Source organism: Brevibacterium samyangense (assembly GCF_039529845.1).
Classification (GTDB): domain Bacteria; phylum Actinomycetota; class Actinomycetes; order Actinomycetales; family Brevibacteriaceae; genus Brevibacterium; species Brevibacterium samyangense.
Genome location: NZ_BAAANO010000014.1, coordinates 29,175 through 49,597 on the forward strand (window position 1 = coordinate 29,175; position 20,423 = coordinate 49,597).

The window sequence follows — 20,423 nt, forward strand, 5'->3', positions numbered from 1 at the left end:
ACGCCGAGGGCGCCTCGGCCGCTCTTCCGCTCGTGTTCGAGAACCTCGAGGCACGGCGCACCGATCGGACGATCGCGAGCGTCGACATGACCCAGGAGCCGCCGCAGGCGGTGACGTGGACGCAGCTGAGCGCCGTCGTCGAGGCGATGGCCCGCGGGCTCGTCGACCTCGGCATGCGTCCGGGTGACCGGGTGTCCATGCTCGTGACGCCCGGCAACGACCTCACCGCGGCGCTCTACGCCGTCCTTCGCGCCGGCGGTATCGCGGTCGTCGCGGACGCCGGGCTGGGTCCCGCGGGCATGACCCGGGCGATCAGGTCCGCGGACCCGCAGTGGATCATCGGGCTCATGCCCGGGCTCGCGCTCGCGCGGGGTGCCGGATGGCCGGGTCGACGCATCTCCGTCACGCCGTTCGACCGCCTCGAGAAGCGTGCGTTCGGCGTGGAGACGAGCCTCACCGAGCTCGCGCGTTCCGAGTCGACCGCCGCGCTCCCCCGCGTGAATGGCTCCGACGACGCCGCGATCCTCTTCACCTCCGGGTCGACCGGACCGGCGAAGGGCGTGCGGTACACGCACGAACGCCTCGCCGCTCTCGCCGCGCTCCTGCGGGACCGCTTCGACATCAGGCCCGGGGCCGGACTCGTCGCCGGGTTCCCGCCGTTCGCGCTGCTGGGACCGGCGATCGGTGCCACGAGCGTCACTCCGGACATGTCGGTGACGAAGCCGCGTACGCTCACCGCGGCCGCTCTCGCGGACGCCGTGCTCGAGGGCGACTGCACGATGGTCTTCGCCTCCCCCGCGGCCTTCCGGAACGTCGTCGCGACCGCCGGTGACCTCGACGCGGAACAGCGCGCGGCGTGCGACCGGGTCGAGCTCGTGCTCTCCGCGGGCGCTCCGGTGCCGCTCGATCTCATGGACGACCTCGCCGGCGTGTTCCCGCACGCGGAGATCCACTCCCCGTACGGCATGACGGAGAGCCTGCTCCTCACGGACATCGATCGCGAGGGTGTCGCCGCGGCGGAAGCGGCGTCCCGTGCGTCCGGTTCGCGTGATCACGGTGTGTGCGTGGGTCGGCCGATCCCCGGCGTCCGTCTCGCCCTCGCACCGCTCGACGACTCCGGCGTCCCCGCCGACACCCTTCTCGAAGGGGAGGAGGCCCGCGGGGTCCTCGGCGAGTTCGTCGTCTCCGCGCCGCACACGAAAGCCGGCTACGACCGCCTGTGGCTCACCGACACGGTGTCCAAGCAGGACACGCTCGACGGGCTGCAGTGGCACCGCACGAACGACATCGGACACATCGACGCGGAGGGCCGCGTGTGGCTCGAGGGTCGGGTCCAGCACGTCCTCACCCTGCCCACCGGGCCGCTGGGCCCCGGCGCGGTCGAGGCCGTCGTCGACCGCCTCGACCCCGTGTGGCGTTCCGCGCTCGTGGGCGTCGGACCGGTCGGGACACAGGCGGCCGTCGTCGTGCTCGAGCTCGACGGTGCCGCGGACCCGCAGTACGCACGGACCAAGCCGGGACTCGCGCCGCTGGCGCTCACGGACGAGGTCCGGGCCGCCGTCGCCGAGGCATTCGACGGTCTCGACATCGCTGCGGTCCTCGTGGCGCCGTCGTTCCCGACCGACATCCGCCACAATTCGAAGATCGACCGGCCCCGGCTGGCCCGGTGGGCCGACCGGGTGCTGCGCGGCGGTGCCGTCGGGAAGCCCTGAGGCGCCTCGGCGGCCCGATGACCGAGGTCGGCGCGCCGGTCGCCCGATCCACACAACCCGACCACAGGGGAACTGACTCATGGTGATTCTGGTGACGGGCGCCTCGGGCGTCCTCGGTTCGTCCGTGGCCCGGGCGCTCGTCGGCGCGGGGCACGAGGTGCGCACGCTGCAGCGCCGGCCCTCGGGGGTCGAGGGCGCGCAGGACGTCCTCGGCTCGGTGACCGACGAGGACGTGGCCGCGCGGGCGCTCGACGGCGCCGAGGCGGTCGTCCACATGGCGGCGAAGGTGTCGATGGCCGGTGATCCAGCCGACTTCGCGCGGGTGAACATCGACGGCACCCGGACGGTGCTCGCAGCAGCGCGGGCGGCGGGCACGGTGTCGCGGTTCGTGCACGTGTCCTCGCCCTCGGTCGCGCATGCGGGTTCCTCGCTCGTCGGGGAGGGTGCGGGCCCGGCCTCGCCCGAGCACGCGCGCGGCGACTACGCCCGGACGAAGGCGGCCGGTGAGATCCTCGCCCTCGAGGCGGACTCGCCGGCGTTCCCCGTCCTCGTCCTGCGCCCGCACCTCATGTGGGGACCGGGCGACACACAGCTCACGGAGCGCATCATCGACCGGGCGCGCTCGGGTCGGATGCCGATCCTCGGGTCCGGGGCGGCTCTCGTCGACACTCTGTACCTCACGAACGCGGTCGAGGCGGTCGTCGCCGCCCTCGACGCCGTCACCCGGGTGCACGGTGAGGCGCTCGTCGTGACGAACGGCCAGCCGCGGCCGATCGGCGAACTCGTCGAACGGATGGCGCGGGCCGGCGGTGCGGGGGCTCCGAAGCTCCGGGTTCCGGTGGCCCCGGCACGCGCGGCGGGCACTGTCGTCGAGAAGGTGTGGGCGCTCGGTGAGCACGACGACGAACCGCCGCTCACGCACTTCCTCGCCGAACAGCTCTCGACGGCGCACTGGTTCGACCAGCGCCGCACCCGCGAGGTCCTCGGCTGGACTCCGCGGGTGACGATCGAGCAGGGGATGAAGGAGCTCGCCTCCCACTACGGCGGGGAGGCCTGAGCGGTTCCGCGCCGGTCGGCGAGTTCTGTGCCCGCCGGGACCCGGCCGGCGAGTTCCCGACGCTCTCGTGACTTCCCTTCGGCAAGCGCCGACCACGCCCGGAACTCGACACAGCGTCCGGAACTCGCGCCCCCTACTTCCCGTACTCGGCGCGGAGCACGTGCTTGAGCAGCTTGCCGCTCGCGTTGCGCGGGAGCTCGTCGAGGATCTCGAGGCGGGTGGGCTTCTTGAAGGATGCGATCCGGTCCGCGAGGAACTCCTGCAGTTCCGCCAGCGTCGGCGGGTCGGCCGGGTCGGTGGGCACGACGATCGCGACCGGTGTCTCCACCCACTTCGGGTCCGGCGCTCCCACGACCGAGGCGTCGGCCACCTTCGGATGTGCCGCCACCGCCTGCTCGACCTCGATCGAGGAGATGTTCTCGCCGCCGGAGATGATGAGGTCCTTCGCCCGGTCGACGACGTACATGTACCCCTCCTCATCGCGTTTGACGAGGTCACCGGAGTGGAACCACCCGTCGTGGGTGGCCTCCTCGGTCTGCTCGGGCTTGTTCCAGTACCCCGCCATGAAGCCCGGACCGCGGTAGACGATCTCGCCCATCTCCCCGTCCTCGACGTCCCTGCCCTCGGCGTTGATCACCCGCACCGCGACCGCGGAGATCGCCTTGCCGATCGACCCCATCTTCCGGATCGAGTCGTGGTCGGGAAGTTGCGCGGTCACCGGCGACATCTCCGTCTGCCCGAAGGCGCAGGAGATCTGCGCGTCGGGGAACGTGTCCCGCATGAGCTGCAGGGTCTCCTTCGACGCCGGCGAGGCGCCCCACGACAGATTGCGCAGCGGCAGGTTCCGCTCCTTGATGCCGGGCAACGAACACAACGCCTGCCAGATCGTCGGGACGAGGAACATCGAGGTGACCTGTTCCTTCTCGATGAGGTCGGCGAGCGCCTCGATGTTGCCGAGCACCTGCGGCGGTGCGAGCACGATCCGGGTGCCACCGAAGAACGCGGGCGTGAGGAAGCCGAGCCCGGCGATGTGGAAGAGCGGCACAACGGTGAGGTTCACCTCGGGGATCTCGCTCGGCGGCGGTGCCGCCCGGAAGATCGGGATCATCTGGCTCACGAGGTTGAGATACGAGAGCATGACACCCTTCGGTGCCGAGGTCGTCCCGGAGGTGTAGACGATCATCGCGATCGAGTTCTCGTCGATGTCGAGGAACTCCGGGGTCCCACCTGCTTCGATGATCCCCGGCACATCGTGGTCGAAGTGGATGACCTCGACCCCGTGCCCGCCCTCGATCCCTGCGGCACACGCCGCGCCCATGTCGTCGACGTAGAGGATCCGTGCCCCCGAGTCCTCGATGAAGTACGAGAGTTCGCGCGGCACGCTCCGACTGTTGAGCGGCGTGGCGATCCCGCCGACGGTGTTGATCGCGAGGAGCGCGGCGATGTACTCGGACCGGTTGAGCGAGAGGATGAGCACCCGATCGCCCGGCTGCACACCTCGGGCCTGGAGGTCGGCGGCGAGGGCCTGCACACGCCGGTGGAACACGCCCCACGTGATCTGTTCGCCCTTCTCGGAGGTGATGACGACCTCGTCGGGGCGGTCGGTGGCGTGGAGGTCGAGCATGTTCATCCAGTGCATGCGGCGACTGAGGAACGGTTGACGGTCGGGGAGCACGGGAATGGTCATTCCTGATCCTTTCCCCGCCTCCGGGTTCGGCGACCGCTGCAGGCGATCACCACGGGCGATCCCCACGTGCCTCGATCGCACGAACAGGAGGACGGGACACTTCGTCGTGTTTCCGTACGGCACCTCGTTGTGCCGGGAGTGCGGTCAGTCTACGGAGAGCTAAAACCCCGAACAAGTGTTCGCAGAAAATAAACCGCCCGGCCCCGCGCTCACCCGGCGAGGCCTCCGAACAGCACGGACACCGTCATCGCGACGATCACCGCATTGAAGGCGAACGCGAGAACGACGTGCTCCCGCACCACGCGCAGTCCCCGCCGGCCGCGCACTGCCATTCCCGACATCGCCGCCATCGCGGACACGAGAACGGACAGCGCATAGGAACACACCATGACGGCCCACGAGGTGGCGACCGCCGCGAGCCCGAGGAGGACGTAGAACATCGACCCGTGGAACGTCGGGTTCTGTGCGATCGTCACGCTGAGAACTGCGGCGAACACGGCACCGGAGATCGTCCACGAACTCGCCCCGCCGTACCCGAACCACCGCACCATCCGCGACCGCGGCGCCGACAGCTCCGCAACGCGCAGGAGCTCCGCATGATCGAGGCGGCCGAACGCGAGCGCCGTGAACCCGACGTACACCGCGCCGAACAGCGCCGAGAACACGAGGAGGAACGGCACCCACGTCGTTCCCGCCGTCGCCTGCACCCAGTCGCGCAGATCCGCACCGGACCCGATGTCCCCCAGCCCGGCGGGCGCGCCTCCGTCCGCATCCGCGAGGAGGAGGAACGCCGAGGCGCCACCGAGTGCGAGCACCGTGGCGACGTCCGCCCGCCGGGCGTCCGAGTGCCACCACCGCCGCTCCCCACGTCCCACCGCCGAGGCGCCCCGGAGTCCCGGAACCCCGCCGGCTTCCGCCGTACCCGCGTCCCGGGTGGCACCCCGGGAACCCGCGAGGTCCCGGCCCTGCGGCGCCGCGGGCGCCACTGCTCCGGGCCCGTGGGAGGTGAGAAGACGGGGCGGTGGGGTGCGGCGCCTCGGCTGTTCCATTGCGTTCCCTCCGTGGATTCGTCCAGTCGGATCCGGAATAACTGGTACGCGGTGTCTGTGGCGTGAGCGACAATATCTGTCATGAGTGATTCGACGACGATTCATGCAGGTTCCGCCGCCTCCGCAGATCCGGGAGCGAACTCCTACGAGACGGCCGCCGCCCGGGCGGCCGAGGACCCGAACGGTTTCTGGCTCGAGGCCGCCGCCCTGCTCGAGTGGACGAGGATGCCCACCCGCGCGACGGACGACTCCCGCGCTCCGATCCACCGCTGGTTCCCCGACGGCGAGCTCAACGTCTGCCACAACGCCCTCGACCGGCACGTCGCCGCCGGGCGGGGGCAGGACGTGGCGCTCGTGTACGACTCCCCCGTGACGGACACGGTGCGGGAATTTACGTACGCGGAGCTCCTCGACCTCGTGTCCCGGTTCGCCGCCGTCCTCCGGGACAAGGGCGTGGAGAAGGGCGATCGCGTGGTCGTGTACATGCCGATGGTGCCGGAGGCCGTCGTCGCGATGCTCGCGTGCGCGCGCCTGGGAGCCGTGCACTCGGTCGTGTTCGGCGGGTTCTCCGCAACGGAACTCGCGGTGCGCATCGACGACCTCCGGCCGAAGGCGGTCGTGAGTTCCTCGTGCGGGATCGAACGGAGCCGGACGATCGCGTACAAGCCGCTCCTCGACGAGGCCCTCGAGATCGCCACGGCGAAGCCGGAGTTCACCGTCGTCGTGCAGCGACCGCAGCTGCAGGCCGAGCTCGTGGACGGCCGGGACTTCGACTACGCGGAACTCCTCGCCGCCACACCCGAGGGTGCTCCGTGCGTGCCGGTGAAGGCGACGGACGAACTCTACGTGCTCTACACCTCGGGCACGACCGGTAAGCCGAAGGGCATCGTGCGGGACTCCGGCGGGTACGCGACCGCGCTCGCGTGGTCGATGCCGAACGTGTTCGGGCTGAACCCCGGGGACACGATGTTCACGGCCTCGGACGTCGGCTGGGTCGTCGGGCACTCGTACATCGTGTACGCACCCCTGCTCGCGGGCGTCACCTCCGTACTGTTCGAGGGCAAACCGATCGGGACCCCGGACGCCTCGACGTTCTTCCGGATCGTGAGCGAGCAGGATGTGAACGTCTTCTTCGCCGCCCCGACGGCCATGCGCGTCATCCGCAAGGAGGATCCGGACGGCGCGATGATGAAGAAGTACCCGATGCCGCACCTGCGCGCCTGGTACATGGCCGGCGAGCGCCTCGACCCGGACACCTACGAATGGACGACCACGACCCTCGCGGAGGCCACCGGCCGGTCGATCCCCGTCATCGACAACTGGTGGCAGACGGAAACGGGCTGGCCGATCGCCGCGAACCCGATCGGCCTGCACGAGTACCCGCTCAAGGCCGGGTCCCCGACCGTGCCCGTTCCCGGCTACAAAGTGGCGATCGTCGACGCCGCGGGGAACCCGGTCCCGGCCGGCAACGAGGGGCTCATCGTCATCGAACTGCCGTTGCCACCGGGCACACTCGCAACGGTGTGGGGTGATGACGAGAGGTACATCTCCTCCTACCTGAGCGCGTTCGACGGTTACTACCTCACGGGCGACAGCGGGTACATCGACGAGGACGGGTACCTGTACGTCCTCGGCCGCACCGACGACGTCATCAACGTCGCCGGTCACCGCCTGAGCACAGGAGTCATGGAGGCGGCCATCGCCTCGCACCCGGCCGTCGCGGAGTGCGCGGTCATCGGCGTCCACGACGAGACCAAGGGGCAGATCCCACGGGCGTTCGTGGTCCTCGGGGACGGGGCGAAGGACGCGGATCCGGAAGCACTCCGGAAGGAACTCGTGGCGCTCGTGCGGTCGGAGATCGGCCCCGTCGCCGCCCTCAAGGAGGTCGACGTCGTCGCAGCACTGCCGAAGACCCGGTCGGGCAAGATCCTCCGCAAGACGATGCGGGAGATCGCCGACGGTCGCGACGCCGTCGTGCCCTCGACCATCGAGGACCCGGAGGTGCTCGAACGGATCCGCGTGGCGATCACGGGGTGACGTTCGGGTGCGCCGGTCGCACCGCGCGGGCCGGGGGTGAACGACGCGGGTATTCTCGCCGTGAGGTCCCCGTGCGCTCTTGCGGCCACGGACCCTCGTTCCGACAGTTTCGCCGCATCCCGATCCCCGGCAAGAAGTGAGCATGTCCGCACGACCACCCCGCACGACCACCGATCCCCGATTCCACGACCCCGCTGCCGTGCGCGCCGGTACCGGGTGCACCGGTCGTCGCCGTTCCGCGCTCGGCCTCGTGACCGGTGTGAGTGCCGCGCTCACGGTGACCGCGCTGGTGCTCGGCGTCCCCGCCGCCCCGGCATCGGCCAGCGGGATCTCCGGCGGAGCGGTCGAATCCGGACTGGACGGCGGTGCCACCGACGGCACCGACGACGGCGGCGGGTCGTCCGGTGACGGATGGCCGGACGGGAACGGCGACGGCTGGGGTGATCCGCCCGACGGCTCAGGGGGAACCGGGAACGGGGACGACAGCGCCGGAGGCGACGGGACGAGCGAGGGTTCGACGGACACCGGCGAGTCCGATGCCGGCGAGGCCGGAGAGTCCGACAGCGGGTCGGAGGGAACGAACGAGGACTCGGAAGCGCCCGCGCCCATCGGTGAGTCGTCCTCGGAAGGCGGCGCGTCCGACGAGTCGTACGAGGACACGGGCACCGGTAGTGGGAACGAGTCCACCGGTTCATCGGAAAGTGCCACGGACCCCGGCGACGCCGCGTCGGACAACGGGTCCGGGAGACGGTCGAGCCGCGGTTCCGGCGGCGGAGGAACCTCGGTCGGAGGCACGGGAGACGGATACGTGCCGGCCGACGAGGAAGCCGATACCGACGTCACCCCAGCTGACGTGGCATCCGTGGAGACGGACGCCTACACGGGCGACGGGACACCGGAGCACCCGTACGTCTCCCTGAACGAGGCTCCCGTCGGCGCGTTCTCCGTCGTGGACGGCGACACCGTCTGGGTCGAGAACATCAACGGCGTCGACAACGGCATCGCCGTGGACGTCCCGGAGTGCCTGGTCGAGGCGGACACAGGGCTCGCAGGAAGCCCGGAATCCGCAGCACGAGTGGCGCTCACCGGGACGGGATCCGAGGTCGTCCGCGAGGAGTGGGTGATGCCGCGCGGCGACGGCGCACTGCTCCATCGGTTCCTCGCGGAGGGCATGTTCGACACGGACATGCAGCCGTTCTCGCTCCTCGTCGAATGCCCGGGCGAGGGCGCCCGGGTGGACACCGACTTCACGGTCGCGTTCGACGAGCAGGACGCGAAAGCGGCCGGGCTGCCGATCGAGGCGAACACACCCGTGGGACCGGGAGGGACCGCGGGCGGTGAGACCGCCGCCCAGGGGCAGGGCGCCTCGGCGGAGGAGGGGCGGTTGCCGTTCACCGGTGCGGTGACCGGCCTGCTCATGCTCGCCGTGGGTGCGCTGCTCGCGCTCGGGGCGGCCGCAGTGGTCGTCACCCGGATCCGCCGGCAGCGCGTCGAGCGGAGGCGGTGAGGGGCGCGGTTCACCGGCAGTGCAGAGGATCACCAGCGCGTTCTCGGGTCCGGTTCCTACACTGGTGCGGTGCTTCGCAGACGACCCAGCCGTGCAGTGACCGGCGCGACCGTGGGGTTCGGCATCACGGCCGGGCTCCTCGCCGTCGTGCTCGTGGTCGTGTGGGCGAGTACGTCCCTCACGAGCAACATTCGGACCGGCTACAAGCAGTGGGACATGAGCGTGGACAACCTCAGCAGCGAGCAGGTGGAGAACGCGCGGACGATCATCGCCGTCGGGCGCGGTGCCGACATGAGTGATCGGGCGATCGTCATCGCGCTCATGACTGCGGCGCAGGAGAGCAGCCTGCGGAACCTCGATCACGGGGACCGCGATTCGCTCGGGCTCTTCCAGCAGCGGCCGTCGCAGGGCTGGGGCGAGCCGGATCAGTTGCAGGACCCGGTGTGGGCGTCGAAGGCGTTCTACGGAGTGAACCCCGAGGTGAGGAACCCGGGCCTCGTGCAGATCCGTGACTGGGAGGACATGGAGGCGACCGACGCGGCGCAGGCCGTGCAGCGTTCGGCATACCCCCAGGCGTACGCGAAGTGGGAGCCCCTCGCCGAGGAGGTCCTCTCCCGGCACGGCGCGGTCGAGCCGATCGGGTGAGGGGTGCGGGCGCGCCGGTCGAAGGGTTGCCCGGCCGCAGCGCCAACGGATCCGAAACCGAGCCGCTGATTCCGTTTCCGATTCGCGGGATGCAAAGCGAATCGTTCGGCGTTGGCGAATCCGTTGGCGGTACGGCTCAGCCACCGCCTCCATCGCCATGCCGCGCCGCGCCTCGCCGCCACTCATGCACAACAGTTCGGATCCGTACGAGGTGCAATGTAAGATTCGCGGCATGAATTTCCCCGAAACCGTCGGCTCCACCCGCGCCGATTCCACCCGCGCCGATTCCGCCCGACCCGGCACCGTACGGCCCGACACCACCCAGGTCGGCTCCACCCGCTCCCCACACGACCATGCCGCACACGACCACTCCGGCCACCACCACTCCGTGGCCGCCGTCGCGGAGGAATCCGGACTCCCTCTCGTTCCCGCCTCCCTCGAGGCGATCGACCGGACCGCCGAGGTCTTCAAGGCCCTCGCGACCTCGTCCCGCCTGCGGATCCTCCTCATCCTGTCCCACGGGCCGTCGACGGTGACCGGCATCGTCGACCTCACCGATCTCTCGCAGCCCCTCGTGTCCCAGCACCTCAAGCTGCTGCGCGGACTCGGGCTCGTCGAGGTGCAGCGTCGTGGCCGCGAGGCCATCTACTCCCTCAAGGACGACCACGTCGCCCACATGGTCGTCGACGCCCTCGCCCACGTCGTCGAGGACCACTGACCCCATGGGGCGCAAGCGCACGAACCGCAAGGACAAGGACTCCCGCCGTTCCGGCTCCTCCACCGCCGAGGCGCCCGCCGGCTCCGGCCCGGACCTCACCCTCCACGAGGGCGAGTGGGAGACCGACACCGGCACGGTGCGCCTCGAACGCGACCGGTACGCGACGAACGCGTGGACGATCTTCGTCAACGGAGTACCGTCCTCCCACGTCGATCTCGACGACCCGCGCGCCCTCGATTTCGAGTACATGCGCTGGATGGCGGCGGTGATCTCCGAACGGTGGGGCGCCTCGGGCGGGGGCTCCGCCCGCAGCACCGCGGGCGCCGGGAACGGCGACGGCGCGCGCCTGCGGGCGCTGCACCTCGGCGGTGGGGCGTGCTCGATGGCGCGGTGGGTGCATGCCACGTATCCGGACGCCCGCCAGGTCGTCGTCGAGCTCGACGCTCGGCTCACGGTGCTCGTGCGCGCGTGGTTCGACCTCCCGAGCGCGCCGCTGCTGCGCCTGCGGCCCGGTGACGCGGGAGAGGTCCTGCCGACACTCACGGAGAACTCGCGCGACCTCGTCATTCGCGATGTCTTCGCAGGTGACAGGACTCCCGAACAGCTCACGACCGTCGAGTACGCACGGCACGCCGACCGGGTGCTCGACGCCGGAGGGCTCTACCTCCTCAACGTCGGCGACACCCCGGATCTCGCGGGATTCCGGCGCGAATCGGACAACCTCAGGGCCGTGTTCGCGCACGTCGCGGCGATCGCGGACGCCGCGATGCTCAAGGGGAGGCGGCGGGGGAACGTCGTCCTCGCGGCCTCGCAATCGCCGCTGCCGCTCGGCCCGTCGCTCACCCGCACTCTGCTGTCGGACCCTTTGCCCGCACAGGTGCGGGAGGTGTGAGTCGAGGTCCGCACAACCCCGACCGGCGGCAGCGGGTTACGCCCGATCGCACAGCTCGATCAGCTGCCGTGAGCGCAAACTGCTGCTTTCGCAGCCGCGGCGCCTGACTCGCCGAGGCGCCCGCCCCGCCCGCCGCCCGCCTCAGGCGCTCAACCCCTTCGTGAACCGGATGATCCGGTCGAGCGCGTCGCGCACCTGGGCGGGCCCGACTGCGAGCGACATCCGCACGTGGTTCTCCCCCGCGTACGGGTCGAAGTCGAGCCCCGGGGACAGTGCGACACCGGTCTCCTCGAGGAGCGCGCTGCACCATTCCTTCGCATTCGCGTACGGCCCGAGCACGTCTCCCTCGAGCCGACCCCAGATGTAGAACGCCCCGTCGCACGGCGCGACGTCCTTCCAGCCGAGTGCGGGGATCGCCTCGAGCACCATCTCGCGGGCCTTCGCGAATCCGGCGACGGCGGCGTCGCACTCCGCGTAGGACTCCTCGGTGAACCCCTCGACCGCGGCCCACTGGGCGGGCACCGGAGCGCACAGCTGCAGGTTGCCGCTGAGCGCGATGAGCGGTTCGACGAGCGAGTCCGGCACGATGATCCACCCGAGCCGCCACCCGGTCATCGCCCAGTACTTCGAGAACGAGCTCACCACGACGGACTCGTCGTCGAACGCCACGACGGTCTCCCCGCGGCTGCCGGTGTACGTGATGCCCTGGTAGATCTCGTCGGAGATGACCCGCACACCGTGGGCCTTCGCCCAGTCGGTGATCTCCCGTAGCTGTTCGGCGTCGAGCATGGTGCCGGTGGGGTTCGCGGGGGAGGCGAGCACGATGCCCGCGAGCGGCGCCTCGGCGTGGGCCTGCTCGAGGAGTTCGACGGTGGGCTGGAACCGTTCCTCGGGACCGCACTCGATGTCGACGACCTCGCAGCCGAGGGCGGTGAGGACCGCCTCGTACGCGGTGTACCAGGGACGTGCCATCGCGACCCGGTCGCCGGCGTCGAAGCAGGTGAGGAACGTGAGGGAGAAACCGAGGGAGGACCCGGCGGTGACGAAGATGCGCCGCGGGTCGATGTCGACGTCGTACCACCGCTTGTAGTGCCCGGCGATCGCGGTACGGAGCTCGGGGACACCCGCGACCTCCGAGTAACCGAGATCGGTGCCATCGCTCATGATCTCGGCGGCACGGCGACGGACGGGGGCCGGCGCGCCCTGCGAGGGCTCACCGATGTTCGCGACGATGACGTCGCGCCCCTCGGCCTTGAGCTCACCGACCCGGCGGGCGATGTCCATGACGGCGAAGGGGCGGACCTTCTGCGAGCGCGCAGAGATCGGCGGAACGAGGGGTGCGGAAACGGCAGACGTGTTCATGGGATCACTGTGACACATTCGGTCGCCGTTCCATGATGCGGGTCACTCCTCGGCCTTCCGCCGCTCGCACCCGCCGAGGCGCCCCACCGGTTTCGAGCCGGACATCCCGCGCGCGTAGAGTCGAGAGCACGACCATCCCCGCGTCCCCGACCCGGCCGGCGCCGAACCGACCGGACCGGGGCACGATCGACAACCCAGGAGTATCCCCGTGCCGACCCTCACCGACCAGAAGTCCCTCGTCACCGCCGCAGAGGCCGCCCTCCCCCAGATCCTCGCGGACATCGAACGCGTCATCTCCGTCGAGACCCCCTCCGACGACAAGGTGGCCGTCGCCCGAGGCGCCGCGGAGTTCTCCGCCCTCCTCACCGAACGCCTCGGCGTCACCCCGGAGACCGTCGTCATCGGGGAGACCACCCACCTGCGTCTGCGCTTCGGATCCGGCGACCCGAAGGTCGTCCTCGTCAACCACCAGGACACCGTGTGGCCGCACGGCACCCTCGCCCGCAAGCCCTTCTCGACCGAGGACGGCATCCTCCGCGGCCCCGGCTCCTTCGACATGCTCACCGGCGCCGTCATGAGCATCCACGCGGCGAAACTCCTCCAGGACTCCCTCGGCGCCGAGGCGCTCGACGGCCTCTCGATCCTCGTGACCGGTGACGAGGAGATCGGGTCGAAGGACTCCTCCGAGTTCATCCGCGCGGAGGCGAAGAACGCGAACGCCGCCTTCGTCATGGAGGCGAGTGCGGGCGGTGCGCTCAAGATCGCCCGGAAGGGCACCTCGGACTACCGCGTGATCGTCAAGGGGAAGGCCGCGCACTCGGGCCTCGAACCGGAGAAGGGCATCAACGCACTCCTCGAGCTCGCCCACCAGGCGCAGGTCGTCGCGGACCTGGGCAACCCGGAGCTCGGCACCACCGTCGTGCCCACGAAGTTCTCCGGCGGCACGACGACGAACACCGTGCCCGCCGAGGGGGTCTTCGCCGTGGACGTGCGGGCGAAGTCGATCGCCGAACAGGAGCGCGTCGATGCCGCGATCCGTGCCCTCACCTCGTCGATCGAGGGCGCGAGCATCGAGATCGAGGGCAGCATCAACCGTCCGCCGCTCGAGGAGTCGATGACCGCGGAACTGTTCGCCCGCGCGACGGAACTCGCCGCCGACCTCGGCCTCCCGGCGCCCACCGGTGTCGCGGTCGGTGGCGCCTCGGACGGCAACTTCACGGCGGCCGACGGCGTGCCGACCCTCGACGGCCTCGGCGCCGTCGGTGACGGTGCGCACGCGGAGCACGAGCACGCGATCATCGCGGAGATCGCGCCGCGCACCGCCCTCCTCGCGGCCCTCATCGCCGACCGGCTGTAATTCTTCGTCACACGGGCCGCTACCCTGATTCCGGCCCTCCCTTCCGGAACCGGCGGTCGGCACCGACCTTTCCCCGGCCGCCGTTCCGGTCCCGCACGACACCCTCGAGAAGGACATTCCCATGAAGCTCACCTCCCTCAGGCTCCACCAGATCCAGTTGCCCCTCGTCTCCCCCTTCACCACCTCGTTCATGACGGAGACGGAGAAGGACTGCTACCTCGTCGAGGCCGGCTTCGACACCCCGAACGGCCCGGTCACCGGCTGGGGCGAGTCCGTCGCGATGGTCGCCCCGCTGTACTCGGCCGAGTACATGGACCAGGGCATCGACCTCACCCGCCGGTTCCTCGCCCCGCTCCTCTTCGAGGTCGAGGACCTCACGGCGGAGACCGTCGGCTGGCACCTGCGCCACATCATCGGCAACCCGATGGCGAAGCACGCCCTCGAGATGGCGGTCATCGAGGCCCAACTCAAGATGCGCGGCCAGTCGTTCAAGGAGTACATGGGCGGCGTCGTCGACACCGTGCCGTCCGGCGTCTCCGTCGGCATCCAGGACTCCGTCGAGCAGACCGTGAAGGTCATCGGCGAGTACCTCGAGGAGGGATACTCGCGCATCAAGCTCAAGATCAAGCCGGGTGCCGACATCGAACCGGTCGCCGCCGTCCGCAAGGCCTTCGGTGACGACTTCCTCTTCCAGGTCGACGCGAACGCCGCCTACACCCTCGTCGACGCGAACCACCTCAAGCGCCTCGACGACTACGGTCTCCTCCTCATCGAGCAGCCCCTCGGCGAGGCGGACATCCGGCAGCACGCGGAACTCGCGAAGCTCATGGACACCCCGATGTGCCTCGACGAGTCCATCGTCTCCGCCGAGGCCGCCGCGGACGCGATCTCGCTCGGCGCCACCTCCGTCATCAACATCAAGCCGGGCCGCGTGGGCGGGTACATCGAGGCGAAGAAGATCCACGACCTCGCCCGCGCCCACGGTGTCGCGGTGTGGCACGGCGGCATGGTGGAGACCGGCCTGGGCCGCGCGGCGAACGCCGCCTTCGCGACCCTCCCGGGCTTCACCCTCCCGGGTGACATCTCCGGTTCGAAGCGCTTCTTCACCGAGGACATCACCGAGGAGATCGTCATGCACGACGGCGTCGTCGACGTCCCGCAGGGCCCCGGCTTCGGCGTCACCATCGACCCCGCGAAGCTCGAGAAGTTCACCGTCGCGACGCACGACCTCACCCCGGGCAAGTAAACCGGCACGTCCTGCGGGGCCCGCACACCGTCGCCGGTGTGCNNNCCCCCCCCCCCGTCTCCTCCCGCCGAGGCGCCCCACCGCCCCGGCACCACGCCCGCCTCCGCGCACCACCCGTGTCCGAACTGTGACCGCGCGTTCAGCCACCGTCCGGTTTTGAGGTCGACAATGGTCGGCATGTCTCGCGCCGCTTCCCACTCCCCCGCACAGAGCTCCCCCGCACGGCCCTCGGCCCACCCCGTCTCCGCGCCGGCGTCCCACTCCCGGTCCGAGCGCCCCGAGGACCTCTCCCCCACGCACCGCGCCGCCTCCCTCGCCGCGCTCCGGTCGACCACCCCGGAGAATCCGCTCGACGTGCTCGTCGTCGGTGGCGGGGTCACGGGGGCGGGAGCCGCCTTCGACGCCGCCACCCGTGGCCTGCGGGTGGGCATCCTCGAGGCGCAGGACTGGGCCTCGGGCACCTCGAGCCGCTCCTCGAAACTCATGCACGGGGGCCTGCGGTACCTCGAGATGCTCGACTTCGCCCTCGTGGGCGAGGCGCTCAAGGAACGCGACCTCCTCCTCACCCACACCGCGCCGCACCTCGTAACACCGGTCGCGTTCGTCTTCCCGTTCGAGAAGCCGTTCCTCGACCGCGCGTACATCGGCTCCGGCGTCCTCCTCTACGACACGCTCGCCGCCCGTCCCGGCCGCAAGCGCGCCGTGCCGCTCCACCGACACCTCAGCCACAAGGCGCTCCTCGACCACTTCCCCGGGCTCGATCCCGAGGCCGCGGTCGGCGCACTCGAGTACTACGACGCGAAGGTCGACGACGCCCGTTTCGTCATGACCCTCGTCCGGTCCGCGACCGCGCTCGGCGCGCACGCCGCGAACTACGCGCGGGTCACCGACTATGTCCGCTCCGCCGCCGGCCGCGTCACCGGTGTCCGGGCCCGCGACGAGGAGACGGGTGAGGAGTTCACCGTCCACGCCCGGCACATCGTGCTCGCCGGTGGCGTGTGGACGGAGGAACAGCAGAACCTCGCGACGGAGAAGGGCGGGCTCAAGGTCCTCGCCTCGAAGGGCGTGCACGTGACGGTCCCGCGCGAGCGCATTGCAGCGGACCCCGGCACCGGCCTCATCACGAAGACCGAGAAGTCCGTCCTCTTCGTCATCCCGTGGGACGGGTACTGGGTCATCGGGACGACGGACACCCCGTGGCACGAGGACGTCGACGCACCCGTCGCCACGAGCGCGGACATCGACTACGTGCTCGAACACGCGAACGCGGTCCTCGCCGAACCCCTCACCCGGGACGACGTCATCGGCGTCTACGCGGGTCTGCGCCCGCTGCTCCAGCCGCAGGAGCCGGTGCCCGCTGCGGAGGAGTCCGGCGACAGGAAGGCCGGTGCGAAGGGGAACGGTGCGAAGGAGCCCGCGTCGACGAAGGTCTCGCGCGAACACACCGTCATGGAGGTCGAGCCCGGCCTCGTCGCGATCGCCGGCGGCAAGTTCACCACCTACCGCGTCATGGCCGAGGACGTCATCGACTTCGCCCTGCGGGACGAGACCGGGGCGAAGTCCTCGGAGACGGAGTTCCTCCCGCTGCTCGGTGCCCGGAACCTCACGCGGGCCCGCACCCGCACGGAGGCCGCCGCGGCGACGTACGGCTGGGACCTCGAACGCACCGAACGGCTGCTCACCCGGTACGGCTCACTCGTGACCGACCTCTTCGCCCTCATCGAGGCGGACCCGGACCTCGCCCGCCCGGTGCCGGGAGCCGAGCGGTACCTCGGCGTCGAGGCCGTTCACGCCGCCCGCGCCGAGGGCGTCGTCCACCTCGTCGACGTCCTCGAACGCCGCATGCGCCTGAACTACGAGGTGCCCGACCGGGGTGTCGCGGCGGCCCCGACGGTCGCGCGGCTCATCGCCGGGCCGCTCGGGTGGGACGAGGACCGGATCACGCGCGAGATCGCGGATTTCGAGGCCCACGTGCGCGCCCAACGTGCTGCGGAGGACACGCAGGACGATGCGGAGGCCGCCGCCCTCGTGCTCGCCGCGGATGCGACCTGAGAGCACTCGCGGCCCGGGGGACAAGGCATTTCTCCCACGACGACCGAAAGTGTTGCCTTCTGCGCGGAGGGAAACGCATTCGGTCGCCGCGGGTGAAACCGTTGCCAGTGCCCCTGATTGCCAGTACCGCCGGACGACCCTCAGACGTGGAACATCGACATCCCGCCGTCGACCGGGATGACCGCTCCGGTCACGTAACTGGATGCCGGCAGGCACAGGTTCAGCGTCATCTGCGCGACCTCCTCCGGCCGCCCGTAGCGACGCATCGGCACCCGCCGGCGGGCGTACTTCGCCTTCGCCTCGGGGTCGTACTCGTGCGTCATGCCGGTCTCGATGGGACCGGGGCAGATCGCGTTGACCGTGATGCCGAACTCCGCGAGTTCGATGGCAGTGCTCCGGGTGATGCCCACGACTCCGGACTTCGACGCCGAATAGCTGATGAGTCCGGCCTGCGCGACGAGCGCCTCGGTCGAGGCGATATTCACGATCCGGCCGGCCTCCGCCTCCTTGAGGTAGGGCAACGCCAGGCGGGTGAGCCGCACGTGGGCGGTGAGGTTGACGTCGAGGACCTCCTGCCACACCTCCTCGAACTCGTCCTCCTCCTGCCGGGAGACGTTGTTGCGCCGGGAGATTCCGGCGTTGTTCACGAGGAGATCGATCCCACCGAACTCCTCGGTCGCGGTGGCCACGAGGTTCTTCAGGTCCTCCGGGCGGCGCACATCGGTGGGCACGGCGAGGGCTCGTGCCTCCGGTGCGATCTGCTGGGCCTCGCGGACCACCTCGGCGAGCTGTTCGCCCTCCCGATCGGCGAGTACGACATTCGCTCCCTCCGCGGCGAAGAGCAGGGCGGTGGCGCGCCCCATTCCGCTCGCGGCGCCGGTGATGACTGCGGTCGCACCGCTGATCGAGCGGGAGGCGAATTCGATGCTCATGAGGACTCCTTCGTCCGGAAGAGGTGCGCCCCTCTCAACCTATCCCGGGGCGCACCCGGCGTCACGGGGCCCAGGCGAGCCCGGCAGGACAGGTCTGCAGACGAGGTGAGCGGGGCAGCGCCATTGCCTGATCAGCGGGACAGCGCAATCGCCTCGTCAGCGGGGCAGGACCGGCATCAGCGGGACACGGCCGCCTCGGTGAGCGGCTGCAGACCGCGGTAGCTGCCGCGGACGAAGAGGAGCGGTTCGGCCTCGTCGTTGCTCGCGAGCGCGTGCACGGCACCGACGACGATCGTGTGGTCACCGCCGTCGTACTCGGCGTGGAGCGTGCAGTCGATCCACGTGACGGCGCCGGGCAGGATCGGATTGCCGAACGGGGACTCGGTCCAGTCGACACCCGCGAACTTGTCGGTGCCCGACCGGGCGAACTGCCCGGAGAGAGCCTGCTGATCGGCTCCGAGGACGTTCACCGTGAACGAGCCGATCTCGCGGATGCGGGGCCACGTGCTCGAGGACCGCGCCGGGTTGAACGTGACGAGTGCCGGCTCGAGCGAGAGCGAGGTGAAGGACTGGCAGGTGAACCCGGCCGGTCCGTCCGGGGTGGCGCTCGTGATGACGGTGACGCCGGAACCGAAGTTGCCCATGATCGAGCGCAGGCGCAGGGGCGAGAGGTCGGTGAGGGCCGAGTCGGTGACACCACGGCCGGCGGCGGTGCCGGTCCGCGACGCGGCCTCGGACCGTGCAGCGTCCTGCAGCACCGAGTACTCCGTGCGTGTGTTCATGGTTCCGTCTCCCGTCGCATGGAAGTGGGCGTTCCACGAGAGTGGCACAGGGCGTTCCGACACGGGAGTCATGTGACGAGATGTGGCGCCGCATCGCGAGATCGGCCCCGATTCCGCGTCATGTGACGTCACACAGTGCAGTTCCACCGGGGCACCCGTACCCGAACGCAGTCACCCCAACACCCGCACCCGGGCACCCTCACCCGAGCGCTCGCTCCCGGATCGCCTCCTCCACGAGGTCCGCGTCCGTGGCACCGAAGAGCGTCCGCGCCCACACTGTGTCGCGCTCGAGGTACGGCTTGCCGTCCACGCGCAGCCACTGGAGCGGGTTGCTGTTCCCGTGGTCACGCATGCACTTCGCGCACGCCGGCACCTCGAGGCTCGCGCGGATCGACCCGTCGTACGCCTTCTGGTCCGCGACAACGACCTCGCCGCGGGCGTTCCCGTGGCCGGGATTCACTGCGCACGGCCGGTGGAGCTCCACGCCTCCGGCGGGTGCCTCGACCCGGGCGAGGTCGTTCTCCGCGAGTTCGAACAGGACGAGCGCCCCGATGAGGTCGTCGGCCTCCGACGCCGGGTCGTCGGCGATCCGGCGGGCGAGCGCGTACGCGTCGAGTCCGTGCTGCACCCGGTCGGCCTGCTCGGCGGAGAGGTCCTCGGTGCGCAGGGACTCGAGGCGTTCGGCGACCCGCATGGCGTCCGCACCGAGCGCGGTCGAGAGTTTCTCCCGGCTCGCGCGCTTCGCGGCGTCGATGACGGTCTTCGGCACCGTGTACTTCTTCCCGTGGCGCGGCCACTTCCGGCCGATCCACCAGATGAGCGCGCCGAGCGCGAGGAGGACCGCCACGAAGACCGTGAGGGAGATCCACGGGTGCGTGTTGATCGCCTGGACGAACCGCGATCCCCACCGGGACAGGACCGCGGGAGCGCCACCGTCGTCCCGGGTGACGATGGAGGGGTCCTCCATCCGGTGGGCGACGTCGAGGAGCCATTCGCCCTCGCTCATCGTGCCCGCCGGGTCGAGGATGTGGTCGAAGGTCTGCGAATTGATCGTCGTGTACGTGACGGAGTCGTCGGCGACGGTCCGTTCGTACCGGATGTCGGACCCCCGCACGAGCATGGAGTAGAGCCCCACATCGCCCTTCGCCGCGGCGACCATCCCGAGGAAATCGGAGTTCGCGTAGTACGACTGCCCGTCGGTGCCCATGTCGTCCAGGAGCAGCACGTACATCGGGTACTCGGTCCTCGAGAGAGCCTCCCGGAGTTCCTCCGTCGTCGCCGCGTCGAGCCGGCTCTCCTGGCCGGGTTCGGCGTAGATCGGGTCCGTCTCGAGGGCGGCGGCGACCTCCACCGCCCGCACGAACTCCGGGACCTCGCCCGGATCCGCC

16 protein-coding genes are annotated in these 20,423 nt (G+C 70.4%); 10 read left to right on the forward strand and 6 right to left on the reverse strand.

Annotation, left to right across the window (positions count from 1 at the left end):
• Both ABD172_RS08055 and ABD172_RS08060 read left to right on the forward strand, forming a co-directional pair.
• Positions 1–1,712, forward strand: a 1,712-nt coding sequence (locus ABD172_RS08055; protein ID WP_344308587.1) for an AMP-binding protein, incomplete at its 5' end; no start/stop codon positions are given.
• A 79-nt stretch (positions 1,713–1,791) separates the two neighbouring features.
• The gene (locus tag ABD172_RS08060) at positions 1,792–2,769 is read left to right on the forward strand and encodes an NAD-dependent epimerase/dehydratase family protein (RefSeq protein ID WP_344308589.1); all 978 of its coding nucleotides are present in this window, start codon (positions 1,792–1,794) and stop codon (positions 2,767–2,769) included.
• Positions 2,770–2,902: 133 nt separating this feature from the next.
• On the opposite strand, the gene ABD172_RS08065 is transcribed toward ABD172_RS08060, so the two are convergent.
• Both ABD172_RS08065 and ABD172_RS08070 read right to left on the reverse strand, forming a co-directional pair.
• A complete protein-coding gene (locus ABD172_RS08065) occupies positions 2,903–4,456 on the reverse strand; it encodes an AMP-binding protein (protein ID WP_344308590.1) in 1,554 nt (517 codons plus the stop codon).
• A 209-nt stretch (positions 4,457–4,665) separates the two neighbouring features.
• Positions 4,666–5,505 (reverse strand): hypothetical protein, encoded by an 840-nt coding sequence (locus ABD172_RS08070; RefSeq protein WP_344308592.1) that lies wholly within the window; start codon positions 5,503–5,505, stop codon positions 4,666–4,668.
• An 81-nt stretch (positions 5,506–5,586) separates the two neighbouring features.
• Between ABD172_RS08070 and ABD172_RS08075 the strand changes: the two genes are divergently transcribed.
• From ABD172_RS08075 to ABD172_RS08095, 5 genes are all read left to right on the forward strand, one after another.
• Complete coding sequence (locus tag ABD172_RS08075) at positions 5,587–7,542, forward strand: acetate--CoA ligase (RefSeq protein WP_344308593.1); 1,956 nt, start codon at positions 5,587–5,589, stop codon at positions 7,540–7,542.
• A gap of 142 nt (positions 7,543–7,684) precedes the next feature.
• Entirely contained in the window at positions 7,685–9,049 is a 1,365-nt protein-coding gene (locus ABD172_RS08080) for a hypothetical protein (protein ID WP_344308594.1), read from the forward strand.
• A 69-nt stretch (positions 9,050–9,118) separates the two neighbouring features.
• A complete protein-coding gene (locus tag ABD172_RS08085) occupies positions 9,119–9,694 on the forward strand; it encodes a peptidoglycan-binding protein (RefSeq protein ID WP_344308595.1) in 576 nt (191 codons plus the stop codon).
• A gap of 232 nt (positions 9,695–9,926) precedes the next feature.
• Complete coding sequence (locus ABD172_RS08090) at positions 9,927–10,412, forward strand: ArsR/SmtB family transcription factor (protein WP_344308596.1); 486 nt, start codon at positions 9,927–9,929, stop codon at positions 10,410–10,412.
• Positions 10,413–10,416: 4 nt separating this feature from the next.
• Positions 10,417–11,304: a spermidine synthase gene (locus ABD172_RS08095; RefSeq protein ID WP_344308598.1), complete on the forward strand. Its 888-nt coding sequence runs from the start codon at positions 10,417–10,419 to the stop codon at positions 11,302–11,304.
• A gap of 141 nt (positions 11,305–11,445) precedes the next feature.
• Here ABD172_RS08095 and ABD172_RS08100 read toward each other — a convergent pair whose 3' ends face one another.
• A complete protein-coding gene (locus tag ABD172_RS08100) occupies positions 11,446–12,666 on the reverse strand; it encodes a pyridoxal phosphate-dependent aminotransferase (protein WP_344308600.1) in 1,221 nt (406 codons plus the stop codon).
• Between the two features lie 208 nt (positions 12,667–12,874).
• Here ABD172_RS08100 and ABD172_RS08105 point away from each other — a divergent pair, with 208 nt between their 5' ends.
• The 3 genes from ABD172_RS08105 (at position 12,875) to ABD172_RS08115 (ending at position 17,321) form a co-directional block, all read left to right on the forward strand.
• Positions 12,875–14,023 carry a M20 family metallopeptidase gene (locus ABD172_RS08105; RefSeq protein WP_344308602.1) on the forward strand — a complete coding sequence of 383 codons (1,149 nt, stop codon included), beginning with the start codon at positions 12,875–12,877 and terminating at the stop codon, positions 14,021–14,023.
• Positions 14,024–14,144: 121 nt separating this feature from the next.
• The gene (gene menC, locus ABD172_RS08110) at positions 14,145–15,269 is read left to right on the forward strand and encodes an o-succinylbenzoate synthase (protein ID WP_344308604.1); all 1,125 of its coding nucleotides are present in this window, start codon (positions 14,145–14,147) and stop codon (positions 15,267–15,269) included.
• 177 nt (positions 15,270–15,446) lie between these two features.
• Positions 15,447–17,321, forward strand: coding sequence for a glycerol-3-phosphate dehydrogenase/oxidase (locus ABD172_RS08115; RefSeq protein ID WP_344308605.1), 1,875 nt, complete (start codon positions 15,447–15,449; stop codon positions 17,319–17,321).
• A gap of 140 nt (positions 17,322–17,461) precedes the next feature.
• On the opposite strand, the gene ABD172_RS08120 is transcribed toward ABD172_RS08115, so the two are convergent.
• The 3 genes from ABD172_RS08120 to ABD172_RS08130 form a co-directional block, all read right to left on the reverse strand.
• Entirely contained in the window at positions 17,462–18,253 is a 792-nt protein-coding gene (locus tag ABD172_RS08120; protein ID WP_344308607.1) for an SDR family NAD(P)-dependent oxidoreductase, read from the reverse strand.
• A gap of 176 nt (positions 18,254–18,429) precedes the next feature.
• Complete coding sequence (locus tag ABD172_RS08125; protein WP_344308609.1) at positions 18,430–19,035, reverse strand: flavin reductase family protein; 606 nt, start codon at positions 19,033–19,035, stop codon at positions 18,430–18,432.
• A 199-nt stretch (positions 19,036–19,234) separates the two neighbouring features.
• On the reverse strand, positions 19,235–20,423 hold a 1,189-nt coding region (locus ABD172_RS08130), incomplete at its 5' end, for a hypothetical protein (protein ID WP_344308611.1).